Genomic DNA, 18,475 nt, shown 5'->3' on the forward strand with positions numbered 1-18,475 from the left:
GACCGGGCGGTCGGTATCGGAGGTGATGAGGCGCGGCTTGGCGCGGCGGATTGCGGGCGGCGTGCGGTCATGTGGACCGCTAGCGTGACTGGAGGAAGGTCCAGGGGAGCAGGGCGCCGAACAAGCGCCGGCGGAAACGGAAGGCGCGCGCGTGTTCGCGACGCACGGCGACACCGAGCGCGAGCAGCTCGGCACGAGGGACGGCGGTCGCGCGGGGGCTGCCGAGCGCACGCCCCTCGGCCACGGCGGCCACGCGCGCCAGACTCGGCACGTCGCCGGCGACGCGCTGCGCGAAGGCCTCGCGGGTCTCACCGCGCGCGCGCCGGAGTGACACCTCGGACAGGCGGTCGAGCGCCGCACGATGTAGCGCTCGAGCGAGCTGCGCATCGGACGCGAAGCGGTACGCGACGCGCCGGTACAGCTTGGCGACGTAGAGCGCGAGCCACAGCAGCAGCACGCCAGCGAGCGCACCCCAGCCCAGCGCGGGGAGATGCTCGATCAGGCGCGCGATGACGTCCGCGGCCTCGTCGGACGCGTCCTCGGGGGCGAGTGACTGACCGCGTGCCAGCTCGCCCAAGAGGCGCTGCAGGTCCGCGTCGGGAGGCGTCCCGGGCGGGTCGAGGGACTCGTGCGGGAACACGTCGGTCACGACCCACCCGAAGCCCTCGAAGTAGACCTCGGGCCACGCGTGGGAGCTCTGCCCGGTGACGAGCAGCGCCGACCCGCCCTGCCGGTTGGACTCCGGGATGGCATAGCCCGTGGCGACGCGCGCGGGGACACCGGCTGCGCGAAAGAGGAAGGTCGCGGCGTGCGAGAAGTGCACGCAGTAGCCCGTCAGGTCACCGAAGAGGAAGTCTGCGGTGGGGTCGTCCGCGCCGGCGTGTTGGCTGCGGAGACTGTAGAAGCCGTGCTCGCCCAGCCACTCCGTGATGGCGAACACCTTGGCCGCGTCCAGGTGGCGCAGGTCGGCGGGGACGCGCTCGGCCAGGATGCGCTCGGCCAGCTCTCGGTAGCGCGGGTCAGCGGGGGCGGCGAGGTACTCGGCGCGGGCCTCGGCGGTCCAGGAGGGCGAGCCAGCGGGCGCCTGCAGGAGCGCGAAGTAGTCGGCGCTGAGGGACGCGGAGGTGGCGTGGTAGGCGACCCGGAAGCGCGACGGGTCGGGGTTGGGAGCTGGCCGAAGGCGAAGTGGCGACTCGAGCGCAAAGGGGAGCGTGTGGTCCGCGAGCAACACGACGGTGGTCTCCACCTCGCGGCGCTGCGCGTTCAGCGGCGGGGGCTCGCGCACCGAGGTGGACTCGACCGGGAAGCCCTGCACCAGATCGCGGTCCACCTCGGGCAGCGTGCTGGCGACGAGGCGGCGACCGTTCCACTGGCTGAACGCGCCCTGGCGGAAGTAGTACGTGCCCGTGGGGGCCGAGTAGTCGTCGCGGAAGATGACCACGCCCACGGGGACGTCGGAGTTGGGCGTCTCGTAGTCGTCCCGAAAGTCGCCCATGTCACCCGGCCCACCGCCCTGGCCCTGTGAGTCCGACGATTGTCCCTGCGCGCGCCGCTCGGACGCCTCCCCGTCCTCGGGCCGCAGCCCCAGACCTGCACCGCCCTCGGGGGGTGTCGGCATGCCCACCAGGCGCGTGGTCACCACCAGCACGGCCAACAGCGCGAGCAGCACGCCGAAGTGGAGCGCCAGCCGTCCCACTCGCTCCTCGGACAGGAGCACCAGGGAGACGGACACGACGGCCACCACGCCCACCCCGAGGAACACCAGCGTCGGGTCCCCACCCGTCGCGAGGATCGGGTCCGCGATCTCGAACGGTCGGTTGATGGCCCCGTCCCGGTGCGCGACGACCAGCTGCGTGAACGCGAACACGGGCACCAGGACCTCGAGCACCGCGCACCACGCGTGCCGAGCCGAGAGCACCCGCAGCGCGAAGGCCCCGCCCCCGAGGACACCCATCGCGAGGAGCGCGTCGGCCGTCCGATAGGCCCGTGCTGGGCCGAGCCAAGCGGACCAGCTCGTCGAGGAGAGCAGGAGCGTGTGGAGCCCGCCTGCGAGGACACCCATCGCGAGGGCGGCGCCGAGGAGTGGGAGCGTGCGATACGGACCGCGCGCGAGCCGACCGCCGAGCACGGCGCCCGCCGCGGCACCGACGGCGGCCGCCAGGACGGCTGGCGTGCGCGACAACGGCAGCGCGAGCACCGCGCCAGTGACGACGTAGGCGCACACGCGCAACAGAGTTGGCAGGTGGACGCGGTTCGCGCGGGTCACGCCGCCTCCTGCGCCGCTTGTAGGTGAGCCTCGCCGAGCACCTGTCCCGTGCGGCGGTCGACCACCAACGTGTCGATGCCAGCGGCAGCCAGCGTCTGGAGCAGCACCGTGAGCGCGGAGAGATCATCCCCCTGGACGGGTGGCGCCGCGCGCAGCAGGCGGCTGGCGACCCCGCGCCGTGCGGGAGCGGCGACCCCATCGACGCCAATGACGACATGGATTCGCCCCCCCCTCCCCTCGGCCGCCCTCAGCAACGAGGACACCCACCCGGACTCCGAGGACAACGGGGAGTCCGAGGGGGTCTCTGAGGACACCCATCCATGCGCGGGTCTCGAGGACACCCACCCGGACGGCACAGGCGGCGCAAAGACGACGACCTGGGCGGGCCCCTGAGCCTCGGCCTGGGTCAGGAACGACTCTAGGTCATTGCGATGGGTGTCCCCTGAACCATCGGTGTCCCGATGGGTGTCCCCCGAGCCGTCCCCCGAGCGATGGGTGTCCCCCGAGCCGTCTCGCGAGCGATGGGTGTCCCCCGAGCCGTCCCCCGAGCGATGGGTGTCCCCGGAGTACCCCGAGCGGACGATGGCGGCCAGGGCGGACGGCAGGTCGCTGGTTGGGGTGGGTGTCCCCGCAGCCCCGAAGAGCCAGTCGGCGCCGAGGGCGCCCTGCTCGAGCGCGACCCGGGCGGCGGCCGCCGTGGCCTCGTCGCGGGGGCCGGCGAGGAGGTACGCGACGGTGCGCGTGGTCTGGGTGAGGGAGCGCTCGGGTTGCCGCACCAGCAGCTTCCCGGTGCGCGCATAGATCTTCCAGTGGATGAGCCGCGCCGGGTCACCGGGTTGATACCGGCGGAGCTCGACGCGGTCGCCGTCTGCGGCGCCCAGCGGGTGGGCCACCTCGTCGCCGGCCGCGAACGACGTGAGCACCGGCATGCGCTCGAGGGCACCGGGGTGCGGCAGGACATCCAGCGTCAGCTGCTGCTCGACCCGCAGCGCCAGCTCGGCGAAGCCGAACACGTCGGACACCACCACTCGACGCGTGATGTGCCGCACCTCCCCTCGGCGCGCGATGCGCAGCCACTCGAGCGCCTCGAGGGCGCGCCGCTGCTCGGGGTCACGCACCCCGGACAGGTCGGGCGACGCCACGGTCACCCGCTCCGGCACGAGCACCTCGTGGCGCACCCGGACGAGCGGCGCGAAGCCCCAGCGCGGAGGCTGGAAGGCCGTCATGGTCGGCGTGTCGGTCTGGGTCTTCCGCGCCTCTCCCGCGGGGGCGCGGAGACGCACCTTGAGCCACACGGACCCTACCACGACCAGCAGCACGGTGAGCGCGAGCAGCCCGAGGAGGGCGTACGCCACGACGAGCCACACCAGGTCCAGCCGGGCGAACGCGAAGTACCTGAGACCGAGCGCCGCCCCGAGCCCCACCGCGACACCCAGCGTGGTCACGGGGACCACATCGCGCACCCGGCGGGTCAAGCGCCTCACCCGCGCGAAGCGCATGGCCCACAGCTCGCGTTTCGTGGCGCGCATCGGGCGCACATTGACACGGGGCGCCCCGTCGGGAAACAACGCCCATCACCATGATGCACCTCGAACGCCGCTACGCCTGCTCCGACGAAGAAGCCCTCACGCGCCTGCACGCGCTGACCGACTACTGGCGCCGCAAGCACGGGCTCAGCGCGGACTGGACGGGCAACGCCTGCCACGTGTACGGCAAGGTCAAGGGGGTGAAGTTCGACGCGCGCGTGACGGTCACCGCAGGCCAGGTGCGCGCCGACGTGGACGCAGGCTTCCTCGCCGAGAAGCTCGGTGGGCGCAAGTACGTCGAGGGCAAGCTGGACGACTACCTCGACCCCGCGCACAGCGTCGCCGAGCTGCAGGCCCGCGCCTGAGCCGCGCCTCGCCTCCGCATCGGACCTGGCGTTCGTCGACATCTCACCGCCAACACGCTCGGGCGCGCGATATGCCATGCGCGGCCGGAAGCGGATGCGAGAGTTGCCGTCGGCCCGAAAAGCACGGTACATGCTCCGTCCGAAGGAGCCGGAACCGCTCATGACCAACTTGGACCTCCTCAAGGGCAGCGACGCGCGCCTCTGGGACCTGATCGAACAGCGCACCAAGCCGGACGCCGACACGGACGCCATCGATCAGCGCATCTGGGACCTGTTCGGCGAGCGCTGGGCCATCATGTTCACGGACCTGAGCGGCTTCTCGCGCGCGACGGCCAAGTTCGGGGTCACCCACTTCCTGCAGATCATCCACGAGAAGAAGAAGATGCTGCTGCCCATCGTGGCGGCACACGACGGCATCCTGCTCAAGGTCGAGGCCGACAGCTTCCTGCTGATCTTCCGCCGACCGGAGCGCGCGCTGCAGTGCGCCATCGAGATGCAGCGGCGCTGCCAGCTGACCAACGAGCGCCGCTTGCCCGAAGAACAGATCATCCTGTGTCTGGGCATCGGCTACGGCGACGTGCTACGCGTGGGCGACCACGACGTGTGGGGTCGCGAGGTCAACGCGGCCAGCAAGCTGGGAGAGGACACCGCCAAGGCGAACGAGATCCTCGTCACCGGCGCCGCGCACCAAGAGCTCGGCAACGTCATCGGCGTGCGCTACGAGCTCCTCCACGAGACCATCCCCGGATCCGACGTCAACTACCGCTGCCTGTACCTCTGACGCGCGCTCACGCTCCAGGGCCTTCCCGCTCGTAGCCACACCGAGCCACACCGCGCCCCCCTCCGCCCCCTCCCGCACCGCCCATGTCCATTCGAGACCTCGGATACCGCCCCTACGACGGCGAGCGCCACCCTGCAGAGCAGAACGCCTGGGTCATCCTGCGTCACTCGCTGGGCCGTGCCTGGCGGTCGTGGATCATCAAGCTCACACTCCTGTTCTCCTGGATCCCCGTCATGGGCTTCATCCTGGGCACGCGCGCGGCCAGCCTCGTGCAGAGCCAGGTCGGGGGTGAGGCCGAATTCGACGCCAACCCGTGGCTCGACTGGCTGCTGCACACGCAGTGGCTCAGCGCCGCCTTCGTGGTCGCGCTCACCGCCGGCGCCGGCGCCATCGCCTACGACCTCAACCACAACGCCTTCGCGTACTTCTTCTCCAAGCCGGTCACCGCGGCGCAGTACCTCATCGGCCGGATGGGCGCGGTGGTGCTGCTGTGCCTGTTCGTCACGCTCATGCCGGTGGGCCTCTTCAGCGCCGCCATGCTGGCCCTCGGCTCGGGCGACCCGGTCAGCAACCTCGTCTCGCTGCTGCGCGCCACCGCGGGCGCCGTGACCATCTCCGTCATGATGGGGGTGTGCTCGGTCGGCTTCTCGGCGCTCAACCGCAGCCGCGCGTTCACGTTCAGCGCGTGGGTGCTGACGTTCTTCGTCCCGTGGGGCCTGGCCGTGCTGGTGGAGCTCGTCTCCGACTGGCCGTGGCTGCGCCTGCTCGCGTTCCCGCTGCTGGTCAGCGACCTGGTGGACGCCGTGTGCGCTCAGACGGAGGCCGAAGAGGTGGTGCGCTGGTACCACAGCGCGCCGGTCGCCATCGCGCTCGTCGCGGGCGCCATCGCCATCGCCTACCGCCGCATTCGCAACGTGGAGGTGGTCGCGTGAGCATACCCGAGACGAGAGACGACGCGCGCAGCGACGCCCCCAGCATCCGCGCCGTGCAGCTGACCAAGTGGTACGGGCAGGTCACCGCCTTACAGGACGTGTCCCTGCACCTCGGGCCTGGCGTCTGGGGCCTGCTCGGTCCCAACGGCTCGGGCAAGACCACGTTCCTGCGCCTCGCCGCCGGACAGCTGCGCCCCAGCCTCGGCAGCGTACGCGTGTGCGGCGACGCCCCGTTCGCCAACCCGAACGTGCTGCGCCGCATCGGCCTGTGCCCCGAAGCCGACGCCATGTACGACGAGCTGACCGCGCTGGAGCACGTCTCGACCCTGGCCGAGCTCAGCGGCTACCCCGCCAAGGAGGCGAAGGAGCGCGCCGCGCACGCCCTCTCCGTCTTCGGTCTGACCGACGCCATGGAGCGCCGCGTGGGCGGCTACAGCCGCGGCATGCGCCAGCGCACCAAGCTGGCTCAGGCCATCGTGCACGAGCCGGACGTGCTCATCCTCGACGAGCCGCTGACCGGCACCGACCCACGCAGCCGGGCGGTCATCCTCGAGGCGCTGCGCGCGCGCGCGGAGGCCGGCGCCGTGGTGCTCTTCTCGACACACGTGCTGCACGAGGTGGAGGCGCTGACCGACCGCGTGATGCTCATCGCCCGCGGCCAGCTGGTAGCGCAAGGTGAGGTCGGCGAGATCCGCGACCTCTTGCACGAGCACCCGCACCACATCCACGTGCGGTGCGAGCGCCCCCGCGAGTTCGCGAGCCTCGTGCTGCGCGCCGATGCCTCCATCGCCAGCGTGGAGCTGCACCCCGACGCCGTGACGTTCCGCACCGGAACGCCAGACCAGACGTACACGCAGGTAGCCGAGGTGGCGCTGGCGAACGGCCACCCCATCGAGAGCATCACCAGCCCCGACGCCACGCTGGAGGCGCTCTTCCACTACCTCGTCGAGCGCGGCTCTGCTGGTGCAGGGACGGGCGCGGACGCCGCCGTGGGCAGCGCGAAGGTGGTGGCCCCATGACCTGTCACCCGCTGGCGCCGACGAAGGCCCAGACCCAGACCCAGACCGCTTGGAGGGACCTGTGAGCAGCGCGACCTCGAAGGCCACCGCGCACGGCGACGGCGCTCCACCCGCCCGACGCGTGCCCCCCGCACCATCGCTCGGCGCGTCCATCGCCGTGCACGCGCGCTTGCAGGTGTTGCGCCTGCGCCGCTCGGCCAAGCTCAAGCTCGCCGTGGGCGCCACGCTGCCCATGGTCGCGGCGGTGGCGCTCTCCGCCAACCTGGGCGACGACGCCGTGGGCGCGCTGCGTGGCGGCTACAAGTTCGCGCTGTTTCTGCTGCTGGGCTACCTGCTGCCGTTCCTGTTCGCGTCGGGCGCCATCTCGGAGGAGGTCGAGTCGCGCACGTTCACGTACCTCGCCTCGCGCCCCGCCAGCCGCCTGGGCATGGTCGTGGGCAAGTGGCTCACCGCCACCCTGTTCTCGGCGGCCCTCCTGGGCGGCGCCGCCGTGCTCATGCACATCAGCTCGTTGGCCACCTCCCCCACGGTCTTCGTGGACGAGCTCGGCCTGCTGGGTCGCACGCTGGGGGCCGTGCTGCTGCTCTCCGCCGGCTACAGCGCGCTGACCATGTGCTTCGGGGCGCTCGTGCCGCCTGCCGCGGGCATCGTGGGCGGGCTCTACCTGGCCATCTTCGAGTTCATCATGGGCGAGATGGGGCCCGGCTACCTCCCGCTGCTCACCATGCACCATCACGCGCTGTTGCTGAGCGGGACGGACAGCGGCCTCGAGCCGGTCGTGGAGCTCCCCATCGCGTTCGCCCTGATGGCGGGCTTCACGCTCGTCTGGCTGGCGCTGACGGCCGTCGCCGTGGTCCCGCGCGAGTTCCGCGAGGGGTCGGGCTGAGCCGCCGAGACTCCCCGGGCCCAGCGCACGACCGGGCGCGCGTTCCGCGAGGGGTCGGGCTGAACCGCCGAGACTCCATCGGCCCAGCGCACGGTGCGAAGGGCATCGGGCCACGGCCAGGTGCCCCCATCGTCGTCACCCACAGCCCGATTGGCAGGAGCCTCAGCGGACCCGTGCGACCACCGCAGCCGCCCCTGCGCCCGTCGCCTTCGCCGGCTCGGTCATGAGCGTCGCCAAGATGCTGACCGGCGTCTCGGCGTCGGCCTGCATGACCGAAGCGACCTTGGCCACCGCCGAGGGTGAGAACGCCGTGGTGGATCCAAGCATGAGCACGTCGCGCGGCTCGAGCGCCACCTGCGCATGGGCGGGCTCGCCGTGCAGCACGCCGGTCGCGCTGCCTGGGTCGCCTTCGTTGTCCGGCGTCAGGCGCTGGTGCTCGCCCCGCCGCCACAGGTAGGCGCGCACGCGCCCCACCGAGATCACGTGCGCCGAGTCGTCGAGCAGCACCAGCGCCGCGAGCGAGCTGTCGGGCACGCGCTGCTCGATGAGCGCGTTGCAGCACGTCACGAGCCGCGCTCGCGCCGCCCCGAACGCGTGCCGGACGCGCTCCTTGGGGCCCATCTGCGCCCCCTCCTCGAGGCCGGCCTCGAAGCCCGCGACGAGCGGCTCGCGCGTGAAGCCCCACGTGCGCGGCTGCCCGATGCCCGTCGTCAGGACGAAGGCCCGCCCATCGCCCAGCTTGACGAGGCCGTGCCGCGCGATGGCGTGGTCGTGCACCGTGGCGAGCTGCAGGCTCGAGTGGGACTCGACGCGCACCGGTCCCTCAGAGCGCCTGTGAGACCGTGTAGATGGTCATGACCACGAACACGAGGAACAGGATGAAGAAGAAGATCTTCACCCAGCTGTAGGGCGCCTCGCCGCGCAGCTCGCCGTTCTGTCCGTTGATCAAGAAGCGGAAGGTCTTGTCGTTGTAGCGGTACGACGCGATCCAGATGGGCAAGAGGATGTGCTTGAACTTCTCGCTGCCGAACTGGTTCACCACGTTGAGGTTCTGCACGCGATCGGCCCGCACGTCGTTGTGGCAGCGGCTGCGCTGCTCGCTCTCGATGTGCTTCACCGCCTTCCCCCATCCCTCGTTGAGGTCCACGGCGTACTCTTCCGCGCGCCACCCCGAGAGGAACCCCGGATCGTAGGGGCGCAGCTGCCCCAGCGTGAAGCCCCGCAGCGACTGCACCAGGCTCTCCGGGAGGCCGCGGCTGGCGCAGACGAGCACGTCGTCGTGGTGGTCCTGCCGCGAGCCCCAGGCTGGTCGCCAGTGGGTCTTCGTGACCGTGCGCGTCATCTGCACGTTGTTGCCGTTGGCGTCCCTGCCCCAGTAGGTTTCCTGCTCCTGGTAGTCGGTTCCAGCCTGTGCCGTCCAGCTCGAGTTGACCCAAGCGTCGAAGGTCCAGTACGGGATGTAGACGCCGTTGATCTCGCCGACGCTGGCCTTCTTCTTCAGGTCGCTGGGGCGGAACCACAGGCCACCAATCCACTCGGAGAACATGCTGCGCGCGCGCGCCTGCTCCACGGCGAAGGGCAGCATGGACTCGGGCCGGATGAGGTTGCGGTTGCTCTCCTGCTCCAGCACGTGCGGGGAGCCGCAGAAGTCGCAGCGGGTGCTGACGCTCTGACCGCCGAAGGCCACGGTCGCGCCGCAGGTGTTGCACTTGATGGTGCGGGTCGTCGCGCCGAAGCCACGCGCGGTGGCCATGGTGAGCCCAGCCTGAAGGTCGTGCTCGACGATGTCGTGCGAGCCCTCCTGCGCCGCGATCGGATGCACGTGGCCGCAGTAGGGGCACTTCAACGCCTGCGCCGCCGCGTCCCACGCCATCTCGGGGGCGCCGCACGAAGGACACGGGAACTTGCGCCCGGCCGCCGCTGCGTCCGACGCAGGCGCGGCCGGCGCCGCAGGCTGGGCGCTGAAGTCGGGAGGCGGCTGGGGCGGCTGGTCCATGGGGCGCGATTCTATCCGCTTCGTACGGTCACGCCGTGGGAAAATTCCTGCTGCGACGCCCGGGGTGAAGCGCACCCGTTCCTGGTGGATGGCCAAGGCGACGGGTGGCGCGCACACCGTAGGCAGCGGGTCGGCGCCGAGATGGAGGTTACGGCTCGCCAGCGCGGAGGCCGTTGCGGGACACCCACCATGTGGCACATCGCCCACCTGGCCGTACACTACGCCCTCCATGCGCGTCGCCTACCTGGTCAATCAATACCCGAAGGTCAGCCACACCTTCATCCGGCGCGAGCTGCAGGCGCTGGAACTGCAGGGCGTCGAGGTGCTGCGCTACTCGGTGCGCCGCGTGGCCGAGCCCCTGACGGACCAGGCCGATCGCGACGAGGCCGAGCGTACGCGGGTCATCCTGGACGGTGGTCCGCAGGGGCTGGCGGCGGCCATGGCGCGCGTCGCGGCCAAGCGACCGGCGGGGTTCGCCCGCGCATCCGCAATGGCGGCGCGTGTAGGCGTCGGCTCGGAGCGGGGTGTGGTCATCCACGGCGCCTACCTGGGTGAGGCCAGCGTGCTGCTGGAGTGGCTGGAGGAGGCAGGCGTCGACCATGTGCACGCGCACTTCGGCACCAACTCGACGACGGTCGCGATGCTGGTCGCGGCGCTGGGTGGCCCCGGCTACAGCTTCCATGTCCACGGGCCCGAGGAGTTCGACAAGCCTGCGGCCATCGCGCTGGGTGAAAAGGTGGAGCGTAGCCGCTTCGTGTGCGCCATCAGCCACTTCGGCTGCAGCCAGCTGTACCGCCAGGTGAGCTACGCGCACTGGCCCAAGGTCCACGTCGTGCGCTGCGGCGTGGAGCCCGCGTTCCTCAGCGGCGACGGCCGTGACTACCCCACGGCCCCGCGCTTGGTGAGCGTCGGGCGCCTCAGCGAGCAAAAGGGGCAGATCCTCCTGATCGAGGCGCTCGGGCAGCTCGCGCGCGAGGGCGCGGTCTTCGAGCTGGTCCTGGTGGGCGACGGAGAGATGCGCGCCGACATCGAGGCCGCCATCGCGCAGCACGGGCTCACGCAGCGCGTCCACATCACCGGCTGGGCGAGCGGACCCGAGGTGCGCGAACACCTGCTCGCCGCACGCGCCATGGTGCTGCCCAGCTTCGCGGAGGGTCTGCCCGTCGTCATCATGGAGGCCCTGGGGCTCGGGCGGCCCGTGCTCTCCACCTACGTGGCCGGCATCCCGGAGCTGGTCGTCCCGGGTCGCAACGGCTGGCTGGTCCCCGCGGGCAGCGTGCCCCACCTGGTGTCCGCGCTGCGCGACGTGCTCGCCACCCCCACGGACACCCTGGCCGCCATGGGCGCCGCCGGTCGTGAGGCGGTGCTGGCGCGACACGACGTGCGGGTCACGGCGCACAGCCTGGCCGAGCTGCTGTACGCGCACGTCCCAGGCGCCACGTCGTCCGCGGCACGCGCCCCCTCCGCCCACGGCACGGACGTGTCCACGGCCGAGCCGATGTAGAGCGCGCGTGTTCTTCGGTCACCCCAACCTGCTCGCCTACGCCGCGCTCTTTCTGTTCATCCCAGTGACGCTCGCGCTCTACGCGCGTCTGTCGGCGACCAAGGCGACCATCGTGGCGATGCTCGCGGGCGTGCTGTTCCTGCCCGAAGTGCTGGCCATCGACCCGCCGCTGCTGCCCCCCATGGACAAGACGTCCATCACCGCAGCATGGGCGCTGGTGGGCTGTCTGTGGAAGGCCCGCCGGCAGCTGGTTCGCGCCCGCCCGCTGCGGGGCATCGACGGTCTGTTCGTGCTGCTGTTGCTGTGCAACGTGGGCACGGCGCTGACCAACCCGGACCCACTCGTCACGGGGCCCATCGTGCGCCCCGGCCTCGTGCTGTACGACGCGGTGGCGCTCGGCATCAAGGACACCCTCGCCATCTACCTCCCGTTCTTGCTGGGCCGCGCCATGGTCACGCAGCGCCGTGACCTGCACACACTGCTCAGCGCGCTGCTCTCGTTCGGGTTGGTGTACGCGTGCCTAGCGCTGGTGGAGATCCGCCTGAGCCCGCAGCTGCACAACTGGCTGTACGGCTACCACCAAATGGACTTCTCCATGGCCATCCGCTTCGGCGGCTACCGGCCCATGATCTTCATGCAGACCGGCCTGGCCGTCGGCATGTTCATGCTGGCCGTCACGCTCGCGGCCATCGCCTTGCGCCGCACGGGCAACGCGCGCGCGCGCACGGTGGTGTTCCTCGCGGTGGTGCTGGTGCTGTGCAAGAGCACGGGCGCCATCCTCTATGCGCTGGTCGTGCTGCCCGTCGCAGCCTTCGTGCGGCGTCCCCGGGCGCGCCTTCCCGCCGCGCTCGCGCTGCTCACGCTGCTCTACCCGCTGCTGCGCACCACCGACACCTTCCCGACCGACACGCTCGTCGAGCAGGCGGAGCGGATCAACGAGGAGCGCGCCCTCTCGCTCTGGTTCCGCTTCGACCAAGAGTTCCAGCTGCTGCAGCGCGCGCTCGAGCGTCCGTATTTCGGCTGGGGCGGCTACAACCGCAACCGCCACTTCGACCCCGAGACGGGCGAGGACCTGAGCGTCACGGACGGCGACTGGACCATCCAGATCGGCACGCGCGGTCTCGTGGGCTTCGTGGCGCTGTACGGCCTGCTCACGGTGCCCGTCCTGCTCACGTGGCGCCGGCTACGGCGCATCCGCTCACGCGACGACCGGCTGCGGCTTTGTACGCTCGCGCTGATCACCGCGTTGTGGGTCGTCGACCTGCTGCCCAACGGGCTGTTCCACTGTCTACCGTTCTTCTTCGCGGGCGCGCTCTACGGGCTGCTGCACGGCATCGCCGACACGAGCGCGCGGCAGGAGGGTCCGGCCGGCCCCCCGCGCAGAAGGCGCACGGAGGCCGAGGTGACGGGCGTGCAGGAGCTCGAAGCGCTAGAGGACGTGTCGTACGGTCAGCGGGAGGCCATGCGCATCGAGGTGGCCCAACGACGCGTCGGGCTCTCGCGCGCGCGCGAAGCGCTCAGACACCTGCGCATCGGATTGGCGTGCCTTCGCGTCGATCGCCTCCGCGTGGCTCGCGCGCGCCTTTGCGAACAGCTCGCGCTAGGGGTACGGAGGGCCGCATGAGTGCGACCGTCACCGACGCGCCCAGCGCGCCCGCGCCCGTGTCCGCCGACGAGCGCCCCCTCGAGGGCCGCGCCGAGCGTGGCGCGCTGTGGGTGGTGCTCGGCTATGGCGGCGCGCAGGTCATCCGGCTGGTCGGAAACCTGATCCTGACGCGCCTGCTGTTCGAGGAGGCCTTCGGCATCATGGCGCTGATGTCCACCGTGCTGCAGGGCCTCGAGCTGTTCAGCGACGTGGGCATCGGCCCCAGCCTCATCCAGAACGAGCGCGAGGACCCGGCCTTCGTGAACACGGCCTGGACGCTGCAGGTGGCGCGTGGAGTCGCCATCTGGGCGGTGGCCTGCGCGTTGGCCGTGCCGTTCGCCACGTTCTACGAGGAGCCTCAGCTCGCGTGGTTGCTGCCCATCGTGTCGGCCACCGCGCTCGTCGCTGGCTTCAATTCCACCAAGCTGTTCACGCTCAACCGGCAGCTGGACGTCCGGCGCATCGAGATCTCGCTCATCGTCGCCCAGGTGGCGGGGCTGGTGACGATGGTGGCCTGGGCGATAGTCGATCGCTCCGTGCTGGCCCTGGTGGCGGGCGCGCTGGTCACGTGCCTGGTGCGCATGGTGCTCACGCACACCTACCTGCCGGGCCTGCGCAACGGCTTCGCGTGGGAGCCGGGCGCCGCGCGCGAGCTGGTGCGTTTCGGCCGTTGGATCTTCGTCAGCACGCTGCTGACGTTCCTCGCCGGGCAGGCAGATCGGCTCGTGTTCGGGCGGCTGGTGCCCCTCGATCGGCTGGGCGTCTACTACATCGGAGTGGTCATCGCGACCATCCCGAGCGAAGCGCTCAGTCGCCTGTCGATGCAGATCATCTTCCCCGTGTATGCCCGCGTCCGCGAGCGCGACGGTCACTTCCGCGCCGTCTTCGAGACCATCCGCACGCCGCTGCTCATCCTCGCGGGCTGGGCGTTCGCGGGGCTCGTCGCAGGCGGCCCCACGGCCGTGGACCTGCTCTACGACGACCGCTACCAAGACGCGGGCTGGGCCGTGCAAGTGCTCGCCGCGGGCGGCTGGGTGCTGGTCTTGGGCAACACGTACGGCGCGGCGCTGTTGGCGTCCGACCTCCCGCGCGGCGTGGCGGCGGGCTCGTTCGCGAAGGTGCTCGCCATGGCGGTGCTCATCCCCGCAGGCTTCTACGTGGGTGAGGCGCGTCACCCTGGGCTCGGGTTCCCCGGCGCAGTGCTCGGGTACGCCGTGGCCGAAGCGGTGCGCTACGCGGTGTGCGCCTATGCGTGCCGCGAGCTGCAGCTCACCGGCCTGCGCGGTGACGCGCGCCTCTCGCTGGTCGTCGCGCTCACCGGAGGCCTCGGGGCGTTCCTCGAAGCCGGGCTGCGCGCGCTCGAGCTGCACGTCGTCCTCCGCTCGGCCGTCATCGCGCTGGTCATCACACTGGCATGGGCGCCCCTCGGCTCGCCCCTGCTGCGCGACCGGCTGGCCCAGCGCCGCGCCCGTCGCGCGGCCCACACCGAGCCCCCCAGAGCGGAGGCCTAGCGGGCGGTCATGCGCATCACCTTCGTCCACAAGTCGGCCAACTTCTCCGGGGGCAACCGCGTGGTCGCCACCTACGCGGAGCGCCTGCAGGCACGCGGACACGAGGTGTGTGTAGTCAGCGGCCCGGACCCTCGGCCGCGACCCTTGCGTGGGCTGCTCAACAAGGTACGCGGGCATCGCTATCAGGTGGGTGACGGCCGTAGCTGGCTCGACGCGCTGCCCGTCGAGCACCGGGTGCTGGAGCGCGCCCGACCCGTGCGCGCCGCCGATCTACCCGACGCTGACGTGGTCGTGGCCACGTGGTGGGAGACCGCCGAGGCCGTAGCCGCGCTTCCTCCACGCAAGGGCGCGAAGGCCTACTTCATCCAAGGCGTCGAGTGGACCATCGACGACATGCCAGTCGAGCGCGTCAAGCAGACCTGGCGTCTGCCGCTGCACAAGATCGTGATCGCGGAGTTCATGGCGCAGCTGGCCCGCGAGGAATTCGGCGACGACGACCTCTCGCTCGTCCCGAACGCCATCGACGCCGCGCTGTTCCACGCGCCGCCGCGCGAACGCAACGCCGTGCCGACCGTCGGCTTCATGGAGGTTGGGCCGCTCGCCATCAAGGGCGGCGACATCACGCGCGCCGCGCTGCGGCTCGCCAAGGAGCGAGAGCCCGCGCTACGCGCGCTGTGCTTCGGCCGCAGCGCCCCACCGCCGGAGCGCGCGTTGTCGAGCTGGGTCGAGTTCCACACGTCGCCCAGCCCCGAGGCGCTGCGGTCGCTGTACGCGAGCTGCGACGTGTTCGTGCACGCGTCTCGCGCCGAGGGCTTCGGGCTGCCGCTGCTCGAGGCCATGGCCTGCCGCACGCCCGTGGCCGCCACCCCGGCGGGCGCCGCACCCGAGCTCCTGCCGAGCGGCGGAGGTGTGTTGGTGCCGCACGAAGATCCCGCCGCGCTGGCCGACGCCCTCCTACAGCTCGCCACGCTGCCCGCGGCCGAGTGGCGCGCGCGGTCGGACGCTGCCTGTGCGCGCGCCACCGGCTACACCATGGACGACGCCACGGAGCGCATGGAGGCCGCGCTGGAGCGCGCCGCCGAGAAGACCGGGACCCAAGCGCACGCACGAGCCGCCGCTCGGTCGGACCGTGGCCCGGCCCCCGCTCTCGCGGAACGCCTACGGGCGCTCGCCCCCGCGGCAAGCCCTGGACCCCAGGACACCCACACGCGGGCCACCCACACGCGGGCCACCCACACGCGGGCCACCCACACGAGGGACACCCACACGCGGGACACCCACACGCGGGGGCAGCGCCTCCCTGCGCCCGACACCCGCACGCAGCACGCGCCCTCACCCGGCCACGCCGCGTCCACCTACGTCGCCAGCAGCGTCTTGGCCCGCGCCGCGGCCCTCGCCCTACGCGACACGCTCACCGGGCCCGGCGGGGCCCCGCATTCTAGCGTCCCGCGCGATGGCTTCGTGCCAGAGGACACGGTGTCCGCGGGCGCCGCCGAGCTGCTGGCAGCGCTGACACACCCGGCGACGGTCGCCGCCATCGAGGACGCCACGGGCACGGGGCGCCTGTTGCTGGACCCCCACCGACGCGAGCAGGGGTTGTTCGTCGCCGGCGCCGACGCGCCCCGGCGCAGCTTCACCCAACGGCGACACGACCCGCCCCTCACGCGTCGCTCCACGCTGGTGCTGGCGCTCGAAGACACGACGCTGAGCATCTCTCATGGCGCCTCGCTCGCAGGCCGCACGGAACGCCTGGCGCGACACACACTCCGTGCGGGCGACGCGCTGCTCGTCTCCGCGGGCCTCGACCAGCTGCTCCACACCGGGGGGCTCCGAGCGGTGCTCGTGCCCCTCTATCAGGCCGAGCTGACCGTGGACCCGTTCCCCCGGCGCAGCGAGCGCACCCTGCCTACGCTCAGCGCCACCACCACGCGGCAGGTCGCGCAGACGGCCGCCGAGCACGCCCGCGTCTTGCGTGCCCATCAGCGCCGCGTCGTGGCACAGCTTCACGAGCTGCTGCTCGGCCACCACTGACCACCACGACACGCTCAGTCTTCAGCCAACAGTCGTCGCAGGGCGCGCGCCAGCCCCTCGGGCGTGAACGGCTTGGCCAAGAAGCGCGTGCGCTCGTCCCGCCCGCTCGGGTCCACCACCGCGGTCTCCGTGTAGCCCGACACGAACAGCACGCGCAGGTCGGCGCGGAGGCGGCGCAGGTGCTCCACCAACGTGCGCCCGTCCATCCTCGGCATCGCGACGTCCGTGACGACCACGTCGAAGTCGAGCGCGCCGCGCTCGAGCAGGCGCACGGCGTCCTCCGAGTCGCTGGCCACCGTCACCTGGTAGCCGTAGTGCTCGAGGGCCTTCTGGGCGATCTTGCGCACCGGCACCGAGTCCTCGACGAGCAGCACGCGCTCGTGCCCCTCGAGCGGGTCGTTCAGGTTCTCGTGCGACACCCGATCCGTGGGCGCGTCGACGCGCGGGAGGTACATGGAGAACGTCGAGCCCTCCCCGACCGTCGACTGCACGGTCATGAAGCCGCCACTCTGGCTGACCACGCCGTACACGGTCGCCAGGCCCAGTCCGGTGCCATGGCCGGCTTCCTTGGTGGTGAAGAAGGGGTCGAAGACGCGCGCCAACGTGGCGTCGTCCATGCCTTGCCCCGAGTCGCGCACCGTGAGCACGACGTGCGGACCGGCCTTCGCTTCGCGAGGCGCGCCGCAGGCCCCGGGCGTGACGTCGACGTTGGCGGTCCGGATGGTGACCACGCCCCCCCTGGGCATCGCGTCGCGCGCGTTGACGACCAGGTTCATCACGACCTGATCGAGCTGCGCGCGGTCTGCCCGCACGCGCCACAGGTCTTCGGCGAGGTGCGTGGTGAGCTCGACGTGGTCGCCGAGCAAGCGGCTCAGCATGCGGACCAGGTCGCGCACCAGCTCGTTGAGGTCCAGCACCCGCGCCACCAGCACCTGCTTGCGGCTGAACGCCAAGAGCTGACGGGTCAGCTCGGCGGCGCGATGGGCCGCGGCGCTGATCTCGTCGAGCGCGTCGTCCGCCCGCACCGCGCTGGCCGTGCCGCGCCGTAGGAAGTGCGCGTAGGACGTGATCACGGTCAGCAGGTTGTTGAAGTCGTGCGCCACCCCGCCCGCCAAGCGCCCCACGGCGTCCATCTTCTGCGCCTGTAGTAGCGCCTCCCGGCTGGCCAACAGCTCGGCCTGGGCGCGCACCCGCTCCGTGATGTCGCGGAACGCGAACACGCGTCCGTCGATGCGACCTGATGCCACGCGCGGTGTCGCCTGGAACTCGAAGACGCGCCCCTCCGTCAGCTCGAGGCGTCGGGAGAAGGTGGCCTCGGGGGTCTGCGCCAACGACTCGAGGTCCCGCAAGAACCCCTCGGGATCGAGCACCTGGTCCACGATGGCGGGCGTGCGCAGGAGGCGCTCCCAAGACGCGGCGTGCCGTGGGTCGAGGCGCCACATGGCCATCATCTGGCGGTTGCAGGTGAGCGCGACCTCGTCGGCGTCCGTCACCAGGAAACCGTCTGCCGCCGCGTCGAACGTGGCTTGTTGCAGCGCCAGTGAGCTGCGCAGCGCGCGCTCGGCGACGCGTCGCTCCTCGTCGCGCGCGAACACGGCCACGAACGCGGGCTCCGCGTCGTCGGACGCAGGGGTCGGGGCATCCGGACTCTGGGACGCCCCAACACTGGGCGTCGTCTCGTCCGCAGAAGGCGCGTCGGCCCGGGACACCAGCACCCGTACGCCGAGCTCGCCGCCCCGCCCCCGCCGGAGCGTGGCGTCGAACGTGGCCTCCTGCCGCTCGCCGAGCAGCAGCCCCTCGAGCACGAGCGACAGCGAAGCGTGCTTGACCAGACCGTCGAGCTTCGTGCCCGCGAGCTCCTCCGCCCCCTCGCCGGCCATGCTCCGCAAGCAGCGGTTGGCGCTGAGGATCGTGCCATGGCGGTCGAGCAAGGCCACCCCGACCGGCAGAATCTCGTAGCTCGCGCGTTCCTCGATGGTCATGGGCCCAGCCTGCGTCTGGGGCGAAGGTACC

General features: G+C 71.5%; 14 protein-coding genes. 9 read left to right on the plus strand and 5 right to left on the minus strand.

Going from position 1 to position 18,475, the window contains the following annotated elements; translation table 11 throughout:
* Positions 1 to 79: 79 nt before the first annotated feature.
* Both H6726_01470 and H6726_01475 read right to left on the minus strand, forming a co-directional pair.
* Entirely contained in the window at positions 80 to 2,266 is a 2,187-nt protein-coding gene (locus tag H6726_01470; protein MCB9656290.1) for a transglutaminase domain-containing protein, read from the minus strand.
* Positions 2,263 to 3,795: a DUF58 domain-containing protein gene (locus tag H6726_01475; GenBank protein ID MCB9656291.1), complete on the minus strand. Its 1,533-nt coding sequence runs from the start codon at positions 3,793 to 3,795 to the stop codon at positions 2,263 to 2,265. Before H6726_01475 ends, H6726_01470 begins: the two co-directional genes overlap by 4 nt.
* Before the next feature lie 50 nt (positions 3,796 to 3,845).
* Between H6726_01475 and H6726_01480 the strand changes: the two genes are divergently transcribed.
* The 5 genes from H6726_01480 to H6726_01500 all read left to right on the plus strand — a co-directional run bounded on the left by H6726_01480 (position 3,846) and on the right by H6726_01500 (position 7,775).
* Entirely contained in the window at positions 3,846 to 4,157 is a 312-nt protein-coding gene (locus H6726_01480; protein ID MCB9656292.1) for a polyhydroxyalkanoic acid system family protein, read from the plus strand.
* Between the two features lie 160 nt (positions 4,158 to 4,317).
* Complete coding sequence (locus tag H6726_01485) at positions 4,318 to 4,938, plus strand: adenylate/guanylate cyclase domain-containing protein (GenBank protein ID MCB9656293.1); 621 nt, start codon at positions 4,318 to 4,320, stop codon at positions 4,936 to 4,938.
* An 83-nt stretch (positions 4,939 to 5,021) separates the two neighbouring features.
* The gene (locus H6726_01490) at positions 5,022 to 5,870 is read left to right on the plus strand and encodes a hypothetical protein (protein ID MCB9656294.1); all 849 of its coding nucleotides are present in this window, start codon (positions 5,022 to 5,024) and stop codon (positions 5,868 to 5,870) included.
* Positions 5,867 to 6,889 (plus strand): ABC transporter ATP-binding protein, encoded by a 1,023-nt coding sequence (locus H6726_01495; GenBank protein MCB9656295.1) that lies wholly within the window; start codon positions 5,867 to 5,869, stop codon positions 6,887 to 6,889. Before H6726_01490 ends, H6726_01495 begins: the two co-directional genes overlap by 4 nt.
* Positions 6,890 to 6,950: 61 nt before the next feature.
* Positions 6,951 to 7,775, plus strand: coding sequence for an ABC transporter permease (locus tag H6726_01500; GenBank protein ID MCB9656296.1), 825 nt, complete (start codon positions 6,951 to 6,953; stop codon positions 7,773 to 7,775).
* A gap of 162 nt (positions 7,776 to 7,937) precedes the next feature.
* Here the strand turns inward: H6726_01500 and H6726_01505 are convergent, their stop codons facing one another.
* Both H6726_01505 and H6726_01510 read right to left on the minus strand, forming a co-directional pair.
* Positions 7,938 to 8,591: a hypothetical protein gene (locus H6726_01505; GenBank protein MCB9656297.1), complete on the minus strand. Its 654-nt coding sequence runs from the start codon at positions 8,589 to 8,591 to the stop codon at positions 7,938 to 7,940.
* Between the two features lie 7 nt (positions 8,592 to 8,598).
* Complete coding sequence (locus H6726_01510; GenBank protein MCB9656298.1) at positions 8,599 to 9,771, minus strand: zinc ribbon domain-containing protein; 1,173 nt, start codon at positions 9,769 to 9,771, stop codon at positions 8,599 to 8,601.
* Positions 9,772 to 10,000: 229 nt separating this feature from the next.
* Between H6726_01510 and H6726_01515 the strand changes: the two genes are divergently transcribed.
* The 4 genes from H6726_01515 to H6726_01530 are packed head-to-tail and all read left to right on the plus strand — an operon-like array spanning position 10,001 to position 16,462.
* Complete coding sequence (locus H6726_01515) at positions 10,001 to 11,275, plus strand: glycosyltransferase family 4 protein (GenBank protein MCB9656299.1); 1,275 nt, start codon at positions 10,001 to 10,003, stop codon at positions 11,273 to 11,275.
* A 7-nt stretch (positions 11,276 to 11,282) separates the two neighbouring features.
* Positions 11,283 to 12,899, plus strand: a complete 1,617-nt coding sequence (locus H6726_01520) for a hypothetical protein (protein ID MCB9656300.1) — start codon at positions 11,283 to 11,285, stop codon at positions 12,897 to 12,899.
* The gene (locus tag H6726_01525) at positions 12,896 to 14,431 is read left to right on the plus strand and encodes an oligosaccharide flippase family protein (GenBank protein ID MCB9656301.1); all 1,536 of its coding nucleotides are present in this window, start codon (positions 12,896 to 12,898) and stop codon (positions 14,429 to 14,431) included. Before H6726_01520 ends, H6726_01525 begins: the two co-directional genes overlap by 4 nt.
* A 9-nt stretch (positions 14,432 to 14,440) precedes the next feature.
* Positions 14,441 to 16,462 carry a glycosyltransferase gene (locus H6726_01530; protein MCB9656302.1) on the plus strand — a complete coding sequence of 674 codons (2,022 nt, stop codon included), beginning with the start codon at positions 14,441 to 14,443 and terminating at the stop codon, positions 16,460 to 16,462.
* A gap of 14 nt (positions 16,463 to 16,476) precedes the next feature.
* Here the strand turns inward: H6726_01530 and H6726_01535 are convergent, their stop codons facing one another.
* On the minus strand, positions 16,477 to 18,444 hold the full coding sequence (locus tag H6726_01535; protein ID MCB9656303.1) for a response regulator: 1,968 nt from the start codon (positions 18,442 to 18,444) through the stop codon (positions 16,477 to 16,479).
* Between the last annotated feature and the right edge of the window lie 31 nt (positions 18,445 to 18,475).

This window comes from Sandaracinaceae bacterium, from assembly GCA_020633055.1.
GTDB lineage: Bacteria > Myxococcota_A > Polyangia > Polyangiales > Houyiibacteriaceae > JADJJE01.